The 15,633-nt window shown below is 39.2% G+C and carries 13 protein-coding genes and 2 pseudogenes; 5 read left to right on the plus strand and 10 right to left on the minus strand.

Annotated elements, in window-relative coordinates; translation table 11 throughout:
- The first annotated feature begins 356 nt into the window (after nt 1–356).
- Together GRQ40_RS13785 and GRQ40_RS13790 are read left to right on the plus strand one after the other, a co-directional pair.
- Nucleotides 357–1,007: a hypothetical protein gene (locus GRQ40_RS13785; protein WP_044744674.1), complete on the plus strand. Its 651-nt coding sequence runs from the start codon at nt 357–359 to the stop codon at nt 1,005–1,007.
- A gap of 29 nt (nt 1,008–1,036) precedes the next feature.
- Entirely contained in the window at nt 1,037–2,224 is a 1,188-nt protein-coding gene (locus GRQ40_RS13790; RefSeq protein ID WP_159720194.1) for an efflux RND transporter periplasmic adaptor subunit, read from the plus strand.
- A 338-nt stretch (nt 2,225–2,562) separates the two neighbouring features.
- On the opposite strand, the gene uvrA is transcribed toward GRQ40_RS13790, so the two are convergent.
- Complete coding sequence (gene uvrA, locus GRQ40_RS13795; RefSeq protein WP_159720195.1) at nt 2,563–5,016, minus strand: excinuclease ABC subunit UvrA; 2,454 nt, start codon at nt 5,014–5,016, stop codon at nt 2,563–2,565.
- Nucleotides 5,017–5,190: 174 nt separating this feature from the next.
- On the opposite strand from uvrA, the gene GRQ40_RS13800 reads away from it, so the two are divergent.
- Nucleotides 5,191–5,946 carry a MerR family transcriptional regulator gene (locus GRQ40_RS13800; RefSeq protein ID WP_159720196.1) on the plus strand — a complete coding sequence of 252 codons (756 nt, stop codon included), beginning with the start codon at nt 5,191–5,193 and terminating at the stop codon, nt 5,944–5,946.
- A 482-nt stretch (nt 5,947–6,428) separates the two neighbouring features.
- On the opposite strand, the gene GRQ40_RS13805 is transcribed toward GRQ40_RS13800, so the two are convergent.
- Entirely contained in the window at nt 6,429–6,572 is a 144-nt protein-coding gene (locus tag GRQ40_RS13805) for a hypothetical protein (RefSeq protein ID WP_156450480.1), read from the minus strand.
- A 121-nt stretch (nt 6,573–6,693) separates the two neighbouring features.
- Here GRQ40_RS13805 and GRQ40_RS13810 point away from each other — a divergent pair, with 121 nt between their 5' ends.
- Complete coding sequence (locus GRQ40_RS13810; protein ID WP_044744678.1) at nt 6,694–6,921, plus strand: hypothetical protein; 228 nt, start codon at nt 6,694–6,696, stop codon at nt 6,919–6,921.
- 647 nt (nt 6,922–7,568) lie between these two features.
- Nucleotides 7,569–8,234, plus strand: coding sequence for an MgtC/SapB family protein (locus tag GRQ40_RS13815; protein WP_159720197.1), 666 nt, complete (start codon nt 7,569–7,571; stop codon nt 8,232–8,234).
- A 468-nt stretch (nt 8,235–8,702) separates the two neighbouring features.
- Here GRQ40_RS13815 and GRQ40_RS13820 read toward each other — a convergent pair whose 3' ends face one another.
- The 8 genes and pseudogenes from GRQ40_RS13820 to GRQ40_RS13850 form a co-directional block, all read right to left on the minus strand.
- Complete coding sequence (locus tag GRQ40_RS13820; RefSeq protein WP_236546329.1) at nt 8,703–9,062, minus strand: RHS repeat-associated core domain-containing protein; 360 nt, start codon at nt 9,060–9,062, stop codon at nt 8,703–8,705.
- Between the two features lie 60 nt (nt 9,063–9,122).
- Entirely contained in the window at nt 9,123–9,305 is a 183-nt protein-coding gene (locus GRQ40_RS18605) for a hypothetical protein (RefSeq protein WP_236546330.1), read from the minus strand.
- Nucleotides 9,302–9,712 carry a hypothetical protein gene (locus GRQ40_RS13825; protein ID WP_236546336.1) on the minus strand — a complete coding sequence of 137 codons (411 nt, stop codon included), beginning with the start codon at nt 9,710–9,712 and terminating at the stop codon, nt 9,302–9,304. The genes GRQ40_RS18605 and GRQ40_RS13825 overlap by 4 nt, the downstream gene beginning before the upstream one ends.
- A 114-nt stretch (nt 9,713–9,826) precedes the next feature.
- A pseudogene (locus GRQ40_RS19055) lies at nt 9,827–10,715 on the minus strand (transposase).
- 575 nt (nt 10,716–11,290) lie between these two features.
- Nucleotides 11,291–12,052 (minus strand): RHS repeat-associated core domain-containing protein, encoded by a 762-nt coding sequence (locus tag GRQ40_RS13835; RefSeq protein WP_236546339.1) that lies wholly within the window; start codon nt 12,050–12,052, stop codon nt 11,291–11,293.
- Between the two features lie 181 nt (nt 12,053–12,233).
- A complete protein-coding gene (locus GRQ40_RS13840; RefSeq protein WP_159720199.1) occupies nt 12,234–12,683 on the minus strand; it encodes a DUF5071 domain-containing protein in 450 nt (149 codons plus the stop codon).
- A 16-nt stretch (nt 12,684–12,699) separates the two neighbouring features.
- Complete coding sequence (locus GRQ40_RS18620) at nt 12,700–13,494, minus strand: RHS repeat-associated core domain-containing protein (RefSeq protein ID WP_236546340.1); 795 nt, start codon at nt 13,492–13,494, stop codon at nt 12,700–12,702.
- Between the two features lie 847 nt (nt 13,495–14,341).
- Nucleotides 14,342–15,608: pseudogene (locus GRQ40_RS13850) on the minus strand (IS110 family transposase).
- Between the last annotated feature and the right edge of the window lie 25 nt (nt 15,609–15,633).

A 15,633-nucleotide genomic window follows, 5' to 3' on the forward strand; every position in this document is an offset into this window, starting at 1 on the left:
CTTGATATCATGCTATTTCTAGCACCAGTCTTTATTTTTTAGGAGCCGTATTCTTTCATTTCGTTGCTGCTAAGATGGATTCCATTAACAATCGGGACTATCATTTTGGCTATTGGTATTATACTTGGGTTTATTAAATTTTTCAAAAGTAAGCGATAAAAATAAAAAAATTTCCTCCAATGATCCTAGCCCGTTCATTGAACAATGATAATGGAGGCTTTTCACGAGCCTCTCCCATCTATACTTTAAATATGTTCATAAGGAAACCATTGAAAATAATACCTTAGATGACAAATTCTTTACCTTTATATTACAATAGGCTTATGTCTACTTTGATACATATGGGGGATTTACTGATGGTATATAAAAGCAATCCGCTTAAAGAAATTTTTCAGCCGAAAATTGCGTTTGCCCAGCTTAGGGAAGCGGAACGGTTAAAACATGTGGCGATTGTCGCCTTTCTTCTCTTATTTTTCCATGTCATTCTTTCATTGCTTCGTGGTTATTTTGGTATGGATGGAGAGGAACTGACTAAATATCTTGACCAATACACAGGTGAGCAATTTGCGTTTCTTCAGCTTTTATTCGCATTGGGCCATGTTTTAGGAGGGATATGCGTCCCGCTGTTCTTTTTATTCATTTCTTCTATCATTTTTTATTTGTTTTTTGATATTCATTTTCTAAAACTATTCACCATTCAACTAGCAATTTTATCTATTTTCTTACTTGAAGATATGATTCTCTTTCCATTTCAGCTATTTCTCGGGATAAAAAATCTCTTTTCTCCTTTTTCTCTTGGAGTGTGGGGACCTTATATCACGAAACACACCTTTATATGGGCTCTTTTGCGAACCGTTTCCGTCTTTTCGATCTGGGCCATATCGATACAAATCATCGCTCTTCGCTCCTTGACGGAAAAGCCGGTCCAACGCGTTGCGATGATTGTGATCGCCGTTTATCTCTTTTTCGGCATAATGATTAGTAGCTTATACAAACTTTCTATTTAGTGAATTGTAATGAAAGGCAGGGGAAACGGATGAAACGTTGGAGACCATATATATTGATCGTCCTCGCATTATGTATTATAGGGGCAAACTTTTATCTTTTGTTTCATCAGCATAGCAAAATTCCAAAATCAGTCTATGTGAACGAACGGAGCAAACCAACCAAAACCAATATAAAAGAGACGGTTGACACGACCGGCATCACGGCGCCAGCGGAACGAAAATTCATTTACGATCATCCACAGTTCGGCACCATTGCTGAAATCCTTGTCACACCCGGACAAGAAGTACAAGCAGGCACACCGCTTATCCGTTATGCCAACGAAGAAATTGACCGGGAGCTGCAGCGCATCGCAAGCAAACAAGAACAACTTCGCACACAAATGGAGCAGCTTTCGGAAGATGTTGATTATTATACAACGCTGGCCTCTTCGGTTACGGAAGATCGTCTGGAGAAAGTACAATGGGAGGAAAAAGCGCGGGAAGCAGAGCAGAAAAAAGCATTGCTCGAATCAAAAATACAGGAATACGAGGCAGAACAGAGCCAACTAACAGAGAAAAAAGAGGAACTCGTTGTCAAAAGTGAAACAGCCGGTTGGGTCGAAGAAATCAGCGATCATCCTTCCAAACCGCTGATCACCATTGCTTCCCCTTCCGCAGTTATCCGTGGAAAAGTGAAAGAGAAACGATTCGGAGAAATCGCCGTTGGACAAAAAGCAGTGGTCCATGTTCCAAACGAAAAAGCAGCCTTTACCGGCACGATTATGGATATCGGCAAATTTCCAGTCACCGAAACAAGTTTTCAAGAAAAAAACGAATATCCGTTTACCGTGCAGTTGAACGAACAGCCCAAATCGCTTCCTTTCGGGTATCACGTCAACATTACAGTCGTGACAAAAGAAAAAAACGGAGCGATGACTGTTCCTGCTGAAGCGGTGTGGCATGAAAAAACGAAGTCATTTGTCTATGTGATTCATCGCGGCAAACTCGAAAAACGAAAGGTAACACTTGGAATTTCACATGGAAAGAAACAAGAAATTGAACGCGGTCTTCGCCAAAATGAAACGATTGTGTCCCATCCAACGAAACAGATGAAGCACGGAATGGACATCATCGTCCCGCTTGAAGTGAAAACACCAAAAAAAGAAACGATGAAGCAATTATCTAAATGGGTCCTTGCTAAGCACTTCCTTGATGGATTTTTCCGTGCGCTCTATTAATATACGTTTTAAAAAACAGGCCTTTTCCTACCATAAACGCAGGAAAGGCCTGTTTTTCTTCCTTCTTAATCCAAAGATTCGTGCTCTTCTTCCCCTTCATATACCGGGATATGAACCTCCCACCTCCACGCCGTTAAGAGGCGAAAGACTTCTCGATAGACATGTGAAAATAAGAGCGCAAAGATGACTGGCTTACTTTTGCTATGATTGATTTCCCGTCAAAAAACGCTCACTGTTCGCATTTCTTACCAACTCACTCACCTGTCTGAGCGAGAAACATTCCCTAACACCAACCAGAACATGATCTTTATTTCTTCGACAAGTGACAGGCGCCTCTGCTATATCAAAAATCTACCTGTATAAGAGTTTTGATTACTCGCAATTTCCTCAGGTGTCCCTTCAGCTATCACCATTCCTCCATCATTCCCTCCTTCTGGTCCTAAATCAATCACCCAATCGGAGGAGCGGATGATTTCGCTATTGTGTTCTACAACGATGACCGTGTTTCCCACATCAACGAGCTTATGGAGTAAAACAAGCAGCTTGTGTACATCGGCTGGATGTAACCCGACAGATGGCTCGTCCAATAAAAAAAGCGTCTTATTAGTAGTTTGGTTCTTTAATTCTTTTGCCAATTTCAAACGCTGTCCTTCTCCCCCGGACAACGTTGTGAGCGATTGTCCCCATTTTAAATAACCGAGACCGATTTCACACAATAATTGAATCACAGATGAGATTTTTCGATGATCTTCAAATATTGACAGGCTCTCTTCAATCGATAAGTCGAGAATATCAGAAATCGAATATCCTTTATACTTTGCTTTTAACACTTTTTCTCCAAATCTTTTCCCGCGACAAACTGGACACTCTACTTCTTGCTCCGGAAGAAAATGCATGACTAAAGAAACCGTCCCCATTCCTTGGCAATTTTCACAACGGCCTCCTGGACTATTAAAGGAGAAGTCTTTTGCACTTAGGTGATTGTTTTTGGCTTCGGGCAAATTCGCATAAAGGTTGCGAATATGTGTGAATACGTCCGTGTATGTGGCAATATTTGAGCGTTTCATCCTGCTTAACGGCGATTGGCCGACGATAATCATTTTATCAATTGCTTCAAAACCGGTCATTTTTTCACACCCTTGATGAAAACCGCTTTCTCCTTCCGCCAGAACATCAAAAATGAGCGTCGACTTGCCTGACCCGGAGACCCCGGTCACACTCACAAGGCAGCCTAATGGAAAAGACACGGTAATATTTTTTAAATTATGTTTGTGCGCATGATAAACGGTCAAATACTCGCCAGTCCCTTTTCTTCGCTGACGTTTACGTTCTGATCGATTTCGTAAAAAGGCGCCGGTAACCGATGCTTCCTGCTCCATTAATTCAAGCAAAGTTCCCTCTCCGACTACCGCTCCTCCAAGATGCCCAGCACTCGGCCCCATATCAATAATGTAATCCGCTTCCTTCATGACATCCACATCATGCTCAATGACCAGAAGCGTGTTCCCAAAGTCTCTCAGCTGTTTCATCACTTGAACGAGACCTTTTGTATCTCTTGGGTGAAGTCCCGCAGTCGGTTCATCTAAAATGTAAAGTACACCGGTCAGTGCCGAGCCAATGATGGTCGCCAGCCTTAAGCGTTGCGCTTCCCCTCCGGAAAGAGTGATGGTTTGCCTGTCAAGGGATAGGTACCCTAAGCCGACATGGATCACCCGCTCTATTTTGACAATGAGACTTTGCAGAAATGATTCAACAATTTCCAGTTTATCACTAGATAACGCTGTCTGTAATGATTGGGCCCACGATAACAGCTCCTCAAGCGAAATATTGGTAAGATCCGTAATTGGGACACCCGCTACGACCACTTCTCTGCTCTCTTTTTTCAACCGTTTTCCCTCACAATCGGGACATTGTCGCGAATAAAAAAGGTGTGCCTCCCCCGAGTTGCCGCCTTTTTCGTTGTATCTCCTTCTCATCCCGGTAAGCACTCCCTCAAATTTTCCCTCCGCCACCGTCTTAGGAGGCTTTTTATCAGGAAAATAAGCTGTAAATTCCTTGCTTTCAACACCATAAAACAATAGGGCCCTTTGTTCATCGCTAAAATGCTCTAACGGCCGATCTTCATCTATTGGAATTCCGTAATAGTCACAAGCGGCTTTAAATACTTGCTTCTGATATTCACCGTAAGTGCTATTCCATATGCGCACACACTGTTCTTTTAAACTGGCTTCTTCATCGAACACTAAATCGACCCGAATGTCATTTACTTTTCCTAATCCATCACAAGTCGGACAAGCACCTTGGGGAGTGTTGAAAGAGAAATGGGAAATGGTGAATTTATCCAATTGACTGTGGCAGTTAGGACAAACGACGTGTTGTAATGCTTCGTCTGCATTGGCTTCATTTTCTATAATCGGTAATATGATTGTTTCGCAATTGGGGCATTTGCGTTCTCCAAGTTTTTCATAGATCAACCGCAAATAAGTATACATGCCGGTCACTGTCCCTACTGTTGAGCGGGGGTTCCGATTCGTTACTTGCTGACTGATACTTATGGATGGGGATAATCCAACCATAAAGTCCACTTTCGGCTTTTTAATAAAATCAACGGTCATGCCTAAAGATTCCATATATTGTCTTTGGCATTCCTGATTCAGTGTTTCCATCGCCAGTGAAGACTTTCCTGAACCCGACGGCCCTGTCAAAACTACCAGCTTGTTTTTGGGGATGTTTACAGAAATATTTTTTAAATTATTTTCTCTCGCACCCTTTATCATAATATGGCCGTGCACATCAATACCTCCCTTAATTTAGGCAATTCACCCCCATTATATAACATTGATGCAAGTCCTAAAGCTTGATAAAATTGATCATGAAAATAACGGGATTTATTTTATAAAAAGCCGTCACCCATAGTTTAATGTTTTTTTATAAACTTTCTATCTATGTATAAAGGAGAGCGCCAAATGATTCGTCCCATTGACATCGCCCGCAAATTAAATATAAGTACGAGCGCTCTTCGGCATTATGAATCGTGGGGGCTTGTCCCTCCCCCAGAGAGGAAAGCAAACGGTTATAGAATCTATACTGAAACACATGCCGCCTATTTCGAATGCATTCGCGCGATGTATCCGGGATTTGGCATGGAACTGATCAGAAAAATCATGCCCCTTTTACATGAAAACAAAATTACGGAAGCTCTATGGCTCATCAACGAAGCCCAAGCGAATGTATACCATGAAAAACAACGGGCTGAACAAGTTTTGAAAGCATTAAAAACGAGTGACAGCGATGAATTTTTACCAAAGAAAAAACAAGCTTGGTTTACCATCGGGGAAGTGGCTAAAGTGGTTGGAGTGCCCAGCTCCACACTAAGGCATTGGGAAAAGGAAGGAATGATCATCCCAAAGCGGGACGAGGAGAACGGATACAGAAAATATAGCCGTGCCGATATCCGTAAATTATTAATTATTCGCACACTACGCGCAGCTGTTTACTCGCTCGATACAGTCAAAGAAATGATCGCTGAATTTGACAATAACAATATTGCCCAAGCAGAAAAAATCGCAAAAGACTCCCTTTTATATATGGATCACTTAATTACGGAACAACTGCGCGGAATGTATTATTTGTATAAGCTATGTGCGAAAATTGCTTCTGACAAAAAAGCGCCATTTCTAATCAAGAAAGATGATAAAACCAATAGTTCCTTGTATGAATAACGAGTCGTCATTTTTCCCCATGGCTCCAAAATGTTTCGTGAAAATATATGCAGTATCAGGTGTGTTGATGATCCAATAAAAACCCATTGACATGGCTTGATTTCCTCGCTTTTCTGCCGCAGTCGGCAAGCCATTCGCTTGCCGCTCGGCGTCTAGCTCAATCATTCCATATTTTTAGTAAAATCATGGCTCAGTAACACTCGTGAAGCAGTCGATTATTTTTTTCTATCACGAGGATCCAACATACGTTTAATGAAAAAATAAAGGATCAGCAATTCGCTTCCCAAACCTACGGGAAAAACAACAACATAATATAAAAGGCTAGGTCGATTAATACCAAGTAAGGTTTCTAAATAATGACCATCTAAATAATTGTAAATACTTTTCCAAATAAATAAACATATAAAAAGAAAGATTAATTTTTTTCATCAGACATCAACCTATCCATTATTTTGTTTTCCATCCAATAGTATAGCGCCTATTCAATATCGTTGAATGCTACATCTATTTTGTGGCTCGTACCATTCAAAGTTTCTTGACTGATTTATAGAATATCCTTGTGTGGCTGCTTCTTTTATGTTGTTATGGACAGCGGCTTCATCCCATAAACCAAGCCACGTACTCATCCGATTCCCCCTCTAGGCGCATTTTGCACAGCTAGGGAGATTTTCCATCATATTCGACAAGTGATAAACACTGATCTCATTCCCCAAAATTTATGTTACAATTCAAAAAAGGAGGGAGAAAATGGATTTCTTTTGGATAGGGTTATTATTTTGGTTATTAATGGGGTTTTCTGTTTTCTTTCTTATGTTGGGATTGATGAAAAACAGGAGAATCCATTTTGTATTTAGTGCTTTACTATTTTTGCCTGTCGCTTATTATTTCAGGGGCGCAGAGAATGCTTGGAAGTTTATGATGTTTTATCCTCTCATTCCTATATTGCTTGCCATATTTTTTGTAAAAAAGCGTTAAGTAATATAGAATCTCTAACCGTTCATAAACGCGCTCCACATTTACTGAGTATTTTTGTATATCCAATCCAGTGGAAGGAGAATTCACTTTGGATCTCTGAGCGGCTGATCAGGACGAGTTCTCTCATGTCTCTGGGGATCCATGTGCCGACATTCCTTCACTAAGCAGAGGCTGATGAAATTCTCCCGTGGACTCTAGGTGAAGAATGAGAGAATAGCTAAACATCCGTCTTTGAGCAGTTTTGCGATCACCAGTGCTTTTTTGCCTCGTTCTTCATCTGTCAAATTGTCCGAGTTGTTTGGACCATTTTGCACGCATCGGATTGCCCCCAACGGGACTCTTATTTCCTTTAGGAAATAGATGAGATTCAACCCATAATGGACGACCGATTCGACGCCAACGATCACTCCCGTTTTTTCCGAATTCCTCATCACCTCTTGGATGAGCGCACTTCAGACAAGTTCGACAAGTGACAGGCACTCACTTCTAATGAATAAAAACGAATTTTCCACATATATGTAATTTATTGAATTTTAAATAACATAAACATAATTCTCGTTTGAGTAAAAGACGCTTTATAGGGCAATTACAACTTCACCATTGGAAAGATTATGAAATCATATTTTACAATTGAAAGGGGATAGTTCATGGAATTCGAATATTTGTTACGAATCATCATCGCAGGATTCTGCGGTGCATTAATTGGTTATGAACGTAAAAGTCGGATGAAAGAAGCTGGAATCAGAACTCATTTTGTCGTGGCTGTCGGAGCTTCTCTCATGATGATTATTTCAAAATATGCTTTTCAAGATCAAACTAATTGGCATAATTTATCCTTAGATCCATCACGTATTGCAGCTCAAGTTGTGAGTGGCGTTGGTTTTCTCGGAGCTGGTATGATATTTATGCAAAAGCAAACGGTAAAAGGATTAACAACGGCTGCAGGTATCTGGGCAACAGCCGGAACAGGAATGGCTGTTGGAGCAGGGTTATATGTGGTAGGAGGTGGCGTAACACTCATTATTTTAATCGCGCAGATTTTACTTCATGGAAGGATAACTAAGCTTGTTTATCCAAAGACTGTACAGCTGACTCTTTGTCTGCAAAACGAAAAAGATGCAACTACGCGCATAAAGTCATTATTCCATGAAAAGAATATATCCATCATCAGCTTTCATGCCGAGTATACCTCAAAAGAAATGTCAGAAATTAATGTTGAAATTTTTATTAAAATGCCAAGTTCTCAAAGTATCGACCAACTTTTCACACTAATTCAAGAAGAACCTTCAGTGAAATCTGTTGAAATCTATTAATGCTGTATTCTCGAAGAAAAAATGCTTTAAAATCAAATATATCATCCGATCAATCAATTCGATATGTCCGTTAAAATTATACATAGATTCAGATTAAATTTCCTCTATAACTACCTGTCTGGTGTGCTGGAATACTTTTTCTGGACATTAATTCGACAGGTGCTAGGTACCCGCTTCGAAACAGATGGTCATCCGATAACCCCCTCCAGTTACATCTGGAGGGATTCTACATGATATCGAGAAATGGCAGGTTCCTAACGATCACCTAGTATCACGAGTGATATAATTATTTTTTGTTTGTATCATCACTTTTTTCAAAAAGAAATATAATGAGTAAACCAATCCCGGTAGCAAAAGGAACACCTATTAGAAAATAGTAAATGTTTTTAGGTATACCAAAGAAATTGACTAGATATAGAAAAAGAGTCCCCCATATAAATAAAGTAATAGATTTCATCCAATTTTTCATTAAATATCAATCCACCCGTTTTTAGGATGTTTATCCCGCTTGTCAATTTCCTTTGCAATCATTGTACCTATATCTAAATAATCAAGTGCAATCCCCACTGCAAAGCCTACAATCCAAGCTAATTTATTTGCTCCCCAAGCTTGTAGACGGGACACTACGGTTTTATAAAACAGCCTTTTCGCTGCCTCTTTTCCTTTTTTAATAATAAAGGCTTGGATTGCACCAGTACCACCACCAACGGCTGCGCCGATAGCAAAATTAAAAATTGAGCCTGCCAAGTTCACTCCTATTATTCTTAAATGCCCACTTGAGTCAATATACATCACCGGATTATTCTGAGTATACGCATACTGATTCAAGCTTTGCGGCTCATTTTCAAACCCATTCGACAAGTGACAAGCACCCGTCCCACTGGTCTTTTAATAAGAACCTACCCAAAACCAATTTTTATCTAACCTTTTTATTTCTTTAAAATCGCCACTAAAATCATGCTTAGAAGGCCTTTGATCATTTGGTGAATACACAAATCCTGAAAAATTATCCGAAATTCCTCGAAAAGTAAAGAAAAAAATTGTATAATCATCATTATTTTTTTCTATCATAATCTCTCCTCCTTTAGAGAGGTGCTTATTTTTTTTGGTAAACGAATGAACGACTGATCATTTAAGAGATTTGGCTTCAATTCCCCATTTTCAACCATCCTAACAACCTCCTCCCTCTCAGCTTTATTTACTTTAAAATCTACATCTAATACAACCTGGGTGAAAGGAAAGAAAATCCATAACAACAGAGTCATAAACTGGATTGCAAATGGTTTCCAATCCCTATTTTTAACAAGATGGATGATAGCTCTAACAGTAATAATGGCGAAAAGAACAAAGACAAAAATCCATATAGGTACCATTAAAAATTCTGTTACTATGTCAATAATTTTCCATTGAGTAAATTCCATAAAAATAACTAAAGCGCTGCTTATGAATGCTAGAAATAATAATCGGTTCTTTTTCATATTACTCATCCTCTCAATCATTAAATCGATTCCTACACTTAGCTTGAATAGTAAAAAACAAATATTTTTCATAGATCATCTGTATATCATTAATGAAAAGATGGTGTTGCAAAACTAGAGTAAAAACTCGAAGTTATGCATAAGGATACAGCATAACACATGCAGAACATATCGATAAAATCCATACCATTGCAGCTGTTCCACCCCATCACTTTTTAACTCATTAAATACCCGTTCAATCCTGCGGTGAAGCCCAAATAGCCATTGGCCAAATCTCGTTTTCAAAAAGACAGGAAGAACCCGGCCATGGGCATCTTTTCGCTCCTCGCTATTGCGGCGGTTGATAGGGGAAATGAATAGGATTACTGACTGCTCTGCAGTTTGACGAACCTTTTCGCTGTCATACGCGGCATCGCCCAATACCCATTCGATATCCTATTGCTCCAAAGAAGCAAGCCAGTCTGGTGCCACTGCCGCCTCCTTTCGATTCGCTTGGCAACACATGAAATAAAATTGATTCCCTCGGCAGTAGTGCACAGATGGAGCTTATATCCTTTGAACCAGTTATATCGGGTGGACACTCCTCACTTTGCCTATGAATCGTAAAGACGGCTTCAAAGGGTCGTACTGTCGATCATCACAATTTGGGATACCGTACTTCTAGATCTTTAAGTACCTGTGCATGAAAGACGGGAAATCCTTGTTTCCAAAACCACTTCGCCGCACGAGAAAAAGTAGACAGATGAGGAACCTTACTAAGCCCGCAGGCCCGTTGAAAACAGCGAAAACGCTGTAGGACGCGTACGAATTTTCGCAAGGAATCAATGGCAAAATAGGTTTTCAAAAAGAAACATTTCAACCACGATTTTTTCGATACTGGTGGCCTTCCTGTCACATACGGTGTTTCCGGCAACGAAAGCGAGTCGATCTATCGAAATAAGGATGCTAAAAGCGGATCCATTTCATAAGGCCATGCATGTTCATTGTTTAAATTGGAAATCATGATCGTGTCCACCCCTTGGTAGTTGGTTTTGGTCACTGTATATGATTTCCAAGGTGGTGGATTTTTTATGTGCATTTATGCATCCATTATGCGTTTTGCAACACGTTCAATAAACAATAATAAATCAAAAAATGGAAGATGCTATTAGTTAGAATGCTACTGATTAATTTAGTATATGCTTATTTAATTCAATAAAATTTCACGAAAGTAAAAATTATCCCTTTAATAAGGCATATATAGAAAATTTCCTTGAACCTTTCAAAAACAGCCATTCTTCAATAGATTACTGAAGAATGGCTGTTTGCAGTTGAGTCCTTCTAACAGATGACTGCAATAGTTAACCTCTATAATATTAACGACACTTATGAAGAATTTTCAAAACCATAAAAAGATTAATTTCCCTTTTCCTTACATAATATTCAGAACAATAACTTTTAATTTTTTTAGTAGACATATGATAGAGACTTGTATACAAAAATAGGAATAATCTTTAAAATAATGATACGTGACAATCTAAACATTTATTGTTTGTCAAGGGAACTTTGGGGTGATGAATTTTTTCGTATTCAATCACCTTAGAATATTCCAAAATTTTTTGTATAGTATCCTATGCCTAATCTTATCATAGCTTGATCTTTGGGATCATCTCCAAACGCGTACCATTTTCCACCATTACCACTACGTATCTGAGCTATACCTGCGCCAACTAATAATGTTAACGGCGAAAAACCTGCAGCAGTTCCTACTGCGCCATAATGTATATTACCAAATTGTTCAGGTGTATAGACTTTTTTGCCAAGCAAATAATTATATTTGTTAGCCTTGTTTTTATAATCCCAAGGTTTACGATAATTAACAATATTTTTAAACCATACTAAATTAAGCATATGTTGTCTAGCAATAGGCACATTATGCTTTATAATCGCATCACCATCGTAATACAGTTTTCCTTTGTATTTAGTATAAGACACCCATGTGGACACAGCAGCATGACCACTTGGATCAACATATATTATAGGATTATTTTGGGAATAGGTGTAAAGATTTAAGCTAAGATTATCGCCTTCAGATCCATGGAACGTATCTCTTGTAAGAAACCGCCCCATATTCGCATCATAATACCGCGCCATTAGGTAGTATAACCCGGTTTCCTCATCGTAATAATAACCAGCATAACGGTATGGGTTCGCTGTTGCCAGCGCACCGGTTTTAGACAGAATGTTGCCCCATGCGTCATACTCGTATTGCGCGACAACATTTCCGCTTGCGTCCGTCAATGCCACGACATCTCCATGGCTGTTCAAATGATAGTAGTAAGTGACTCCGCCTTCTGTCATCGTGACCGGGCAGCCCATATATATATTGCGCGACCATTTTTTATTGACACCCGCTTCGTCACATAAACCGGGTGACAGATGCTCATTCTATAAAACACCCCCAGCTACATTTTACGCAGTTGGGGGGATTCTATACAATATTATTTCATAAAAGACAAGTGCCCGCTCCTAATTTCTTGGTTTACCAATCCGATAATTTTAATAACTTATATACTTCCTTATCATGAAAGTCTGATTCAGAAATTTGTAATATATCTATAAGTCTCTGAATTCCCCCTATCCACATGCGATCGTCATCCTCAGCTGCTTTTATTAGCGAAGCCTCTATATGTGGAACTATCACACTTTTATCTATACTCTTCAATATCTCTATCGCTATAGGGACACCAGGCCAATTCATATCTTGCATTAACTCTATTAAATAGGGTATCGCCAGCCTATTTCGTGGGTATCCAATTTTATTTAAAACTTTAACCGCATTCTCCCAACAATGCTTCTCGGTATCTTGTATTAACAAAGGAGTGTATTCATCATCAATTGTTGTTAACTCCCTTATTGCAGATAGTTGAACTTCTTTGGGCATATTCCAACTCAAGTTTTTCATCAATCTTTTAACTTCGCTAAGTTCCATTAAAATTCATCTCCTACTATTTAACTTTCACAGAAAGGGCCTGCAATAATTTTGTATATTCATGTGGTCTAGTATTAGCATTTTCCCTTGAGTTTATCCATCCCTGCATTTTCTTCATATTTACTGGTCTCACTGACACATGAGTTTTACCATCTTTTATTGCTACTAGTTTTCCTGTTGCATTAATGGCCTCAATAGTAGTTGCTGTATATGGTCCAGATAAAGGCTTTACTGTAGTATAGGATAGCCCACTAACATCTTTTGGTCTTGGAGTTAAATTAGTGCTGTTTCCACTTCCAGTACGATAGATAACTGTCGGGTTTTTCCTATTAAATTTACGTTCTAAAACACTGACTATCTCATTTGCTGCAACATATGCAATCACTATTGCGGTTGCCTCAGCAGCGGCTGCTGTTAGCCATGAAATTGATACACCTGCTAATGGAACTAAAAGAAAAGCGAAGTGACCATTTATATCCACATATATAACAGGATTATTTTTAGTGTAAACATATTGATTTATACTAAGCGGCTCATTTTCAAACCCATGGAACGTATCTCTTGTAATAAACCGCCCCATATTCGCATCATAATACCGCGCCATTAGGTAGTATAACCCGGTTTCCTCATCGTAATAATACCCGGCATAACGGTATGGGTTCGCTGTTGCCAGCGCACCGGTTTTAGACAGAATGTTGCCCCATGCGTCATACTCGTATTGCGCGACGACATTTCCGCTTGCATCCGTCAATGCGACGACATCTCCATGGCCGTTTACATGATAGTAGTAAGTGACTCCGCCTTTCGTCATCGTGACCGGGCGGCCCAATGCGTCCCACGTATATTCCGCTACAATGTTGCTATTGCCATCTGCTCTATCCAATAAACCAGGTGACAGATACTCACCTTACAAAACACCCCCAGCCGCATTTTTTGCGGCTGGGGGATTCTACATGCTATTTGACAAGTGACAGGTTTAGTCCCCGATATTCAAACACTACTTAATTAAACAATAGAGAAAAAAAGAATGCTGATAAAAATATTAAACCGATCGAAAATATGACTAATATTCCTTTTATAATTTTTACTGGCAACATTCTTAGGATTATATTTAAAAAATACATTATAACAACTTTATTAAAAGATTCTGGAGTAGGATCATTTATATACTCGTTCTGTTTATGAATCTCGTTATTTAAGTGCTTTATTGTCCAGTAAAGAAGAGCTATTCCCGATAACAGCACCATACTTGCCGCAAATAAGATAAACATAACAACTCCCTCTATAAACTTTAATTTTCTTCAAAATTCTCGCGTTTTCCTTGAATTTCGCTAACACATAATAGCTTCTTCATCCCAAATAAGTGGATATTACTTGTATTCATTCAATATATTTACATGGTGAGGTACATCCTATAATACAAATTTACAATATCTGTAATATCATGTATGACCGTGCAAGAAGTCTCCACACTTCTCATGGTCGCTCACCCTCCCATGTATCACTGGATTATAAGATCCACACATTCCTTCGTCCTGCGTATCCATGAGGTGGAGGTTGGATATGCTCCTTTACAGGGTCTAATGCCCGAATGGTAAAAATATACTCCAACTCTGCACTATTGGTGTTTGTCAGAATAACAAGTCATTTGAAAGCTTTTACGCAGCCTGTAATGCTTTTATTTGAGGGAATCCCTTTAATAACTTTAATCCATCAAACTCACACTGTTTCTTACCAATGGCAAATAACACACGTAATAATTTACAATACAAGGCAATAGAGACTGTTGTTTTTTTAACGGCCTGTCTGGCCGATTGGTATAGTAATGATGCAAGTCTTTAAATACAGGATTATGGGCAACCAATGGTCGAATGGCTAGGTATAATGCTTTTCGTAAACGTCTTCGCCCCCTTTTGGTTATGCGTGTTTGCCCTTTATACTTTCCTGAACTGTGTTCTCTTAAAGAAAGCCCTGCCAGATTGACTAATTGTTGCGGATGATTGTACTTGGTTAAATCTCCTACTTCCGCAAAGAACAAAGCAATGGTAGGGTGACTAAGTCCCCGGATATGGGTCATTTGTTTCGCACTTGGTATGCTTTCAACAACACCTTCTAGTTCTTCATCTAGTTGTGCTAACTGTTTCTTGTAAAGCTCATATTGATCCAATAGGCAATCCAATTCTCTTTTTGCCAACTGGATTCCTGTCTCAATCCCAACGCTCTTTTTCGCTACTTCTACGAGTCGGGTTGCTCGTTTCAGCCCACCCCCACGCTGTATATACGGTTTCCATTTTTGCAGCACTTCTTCTGGTGACAACTTTTGAATATGAGAGGGAAATGGAAACATGCGCAAGGTATAAAAGGCTGCTTTACCTTTCCAATCTCCAAACACATCGAAAAACTCTAGGAAAAAGCGCTGAATGACGTTTTCAATCCTCCCTTCAATGATCATAAGCTGTTTGATGAGCTGATCTCGTAATTTGACGCCTTCCCTTAGTTCAGCGTATACGCCCTCTAATAGGTTCGGTACGGAGTATCGCCCATCTTTCATTAACTGTGCAATGACACGAGCATCTTTTGTAGGCGAATTGTCATCAAGCTCTTTACTTTTTTTGACGTGTATGGGATTCACTAGCACTACATCATATCCTTTTTAAGAAAGTAGGCAAGATTTAGCCAATAATGACCTGTTGGCTCCATTCCAACAATCACGTGGTCCTTATGATTTTCTTTTTGAATATGATTAACCCAATCTAATAAGGTTTGAAAGCCGTGTATACGATTTTCAAAGATCAATCTCTTGCCAAATTCTAAGCCTCGGTCATCTTGAAAACGGGCAACGTGCTTTTCTTTAGCTACATCAATACCTACAATGAGAGTTGATGGTGTAATTTGAGAGCTTTTTTGATTTTGTGTATAATTCATTTTGAGTCCTCCTTGGTTTATTGAA

Source organism: Anoxybacillus sp. PDR2, assembly GCF_009834045.1.
GTDB lineage: Bacteria > Bacillota > Bacilli > Bacillales > Anoxybacillaceae > Anoxybacteroides > Anoxybacteroides rupiense.

Excerpts from the sequence above, each read along its gene's own strand:
- GRQ40_RS18605 (WP_236546330.1), bottom strand. The coding sequence starts at position 9,305 with ATGATAGAAAAAAATAATGATGATTATACAATTTTTTTCTTTACTTTT.
- GRQ40_RS13790 (WP_159720194.1), top strand. The coding sequence starts at position 1,037 with ATGAAACGTTGGAGACCATATATATTGATCGTCCTCGCATTATGTATT.
- GRQ40_RS13805 (WP_156450480.1), bottom strand. The coding sequence starts at position 6,572 with ATGAGTACGTGGCTTGGTTTATGGGATGAAGCCGCTGTCCATAACAAC.
- GRQ40_RS13785 (WP_044744674.1), top strand. The coding sequence starts at position 357 with ATGGTATATAAAAGCAATCCGCTTAAAGAAATTTTTCAGCCGAAAATT.
- GRQ40_RS13810 (WP_044744678.1), top strand. The coding sequence starts at position 6,694 with ATGGATTTCTTTTGGATAGGGTTATTATTTTGGTTATTAATGGGGTTT.
- GRQ40_RS13815 (WP_159720197.1), top strand. The coding sequence starts at position 7,569 with ATGGAATTCGAATATTTGTTACGAATCATCATCGCAGGATTCTGCGGT.
- GRQ40_RS13825 (WP_236546336.1), bottom strand. The coding sequence starts at position 9,712 with ATGAAAAAGAACCGATTATTATTTCTAGCATTCATAAGCAGCGCTTTA.
- GRQ40_RS13800 (WP_159720196.1), top strand. The coding sequence starts at position 5,191 with ATGATTCGTCCCATTGACATCGCCCGCAAATTAAATATAAGTACGAGC.
- GRQ40_RS13840 (WP_159720199.1), bottom strand. The coding sequence starts at position 12,683 with ATGGAACTTAGCGAAGTTAAAAGATTGATGAAAAACTTGAGTTGGAAT.
- GRQ40_RS13835 (WP_236546339.1), bottom strand. The coding sequence starts at position 12,052 with ATGACAGAAGGCGGAGTCACTTACTACTATCATTTGAACAGCCATGGA.
- GRQ40_RS18620 (WP_236546340.1), bottom strand. The coding sequence starts at position 13,494 with ATGACGAAAGGCGGAGTCACTTACTACTATCATGTAAACGGCCATGGA.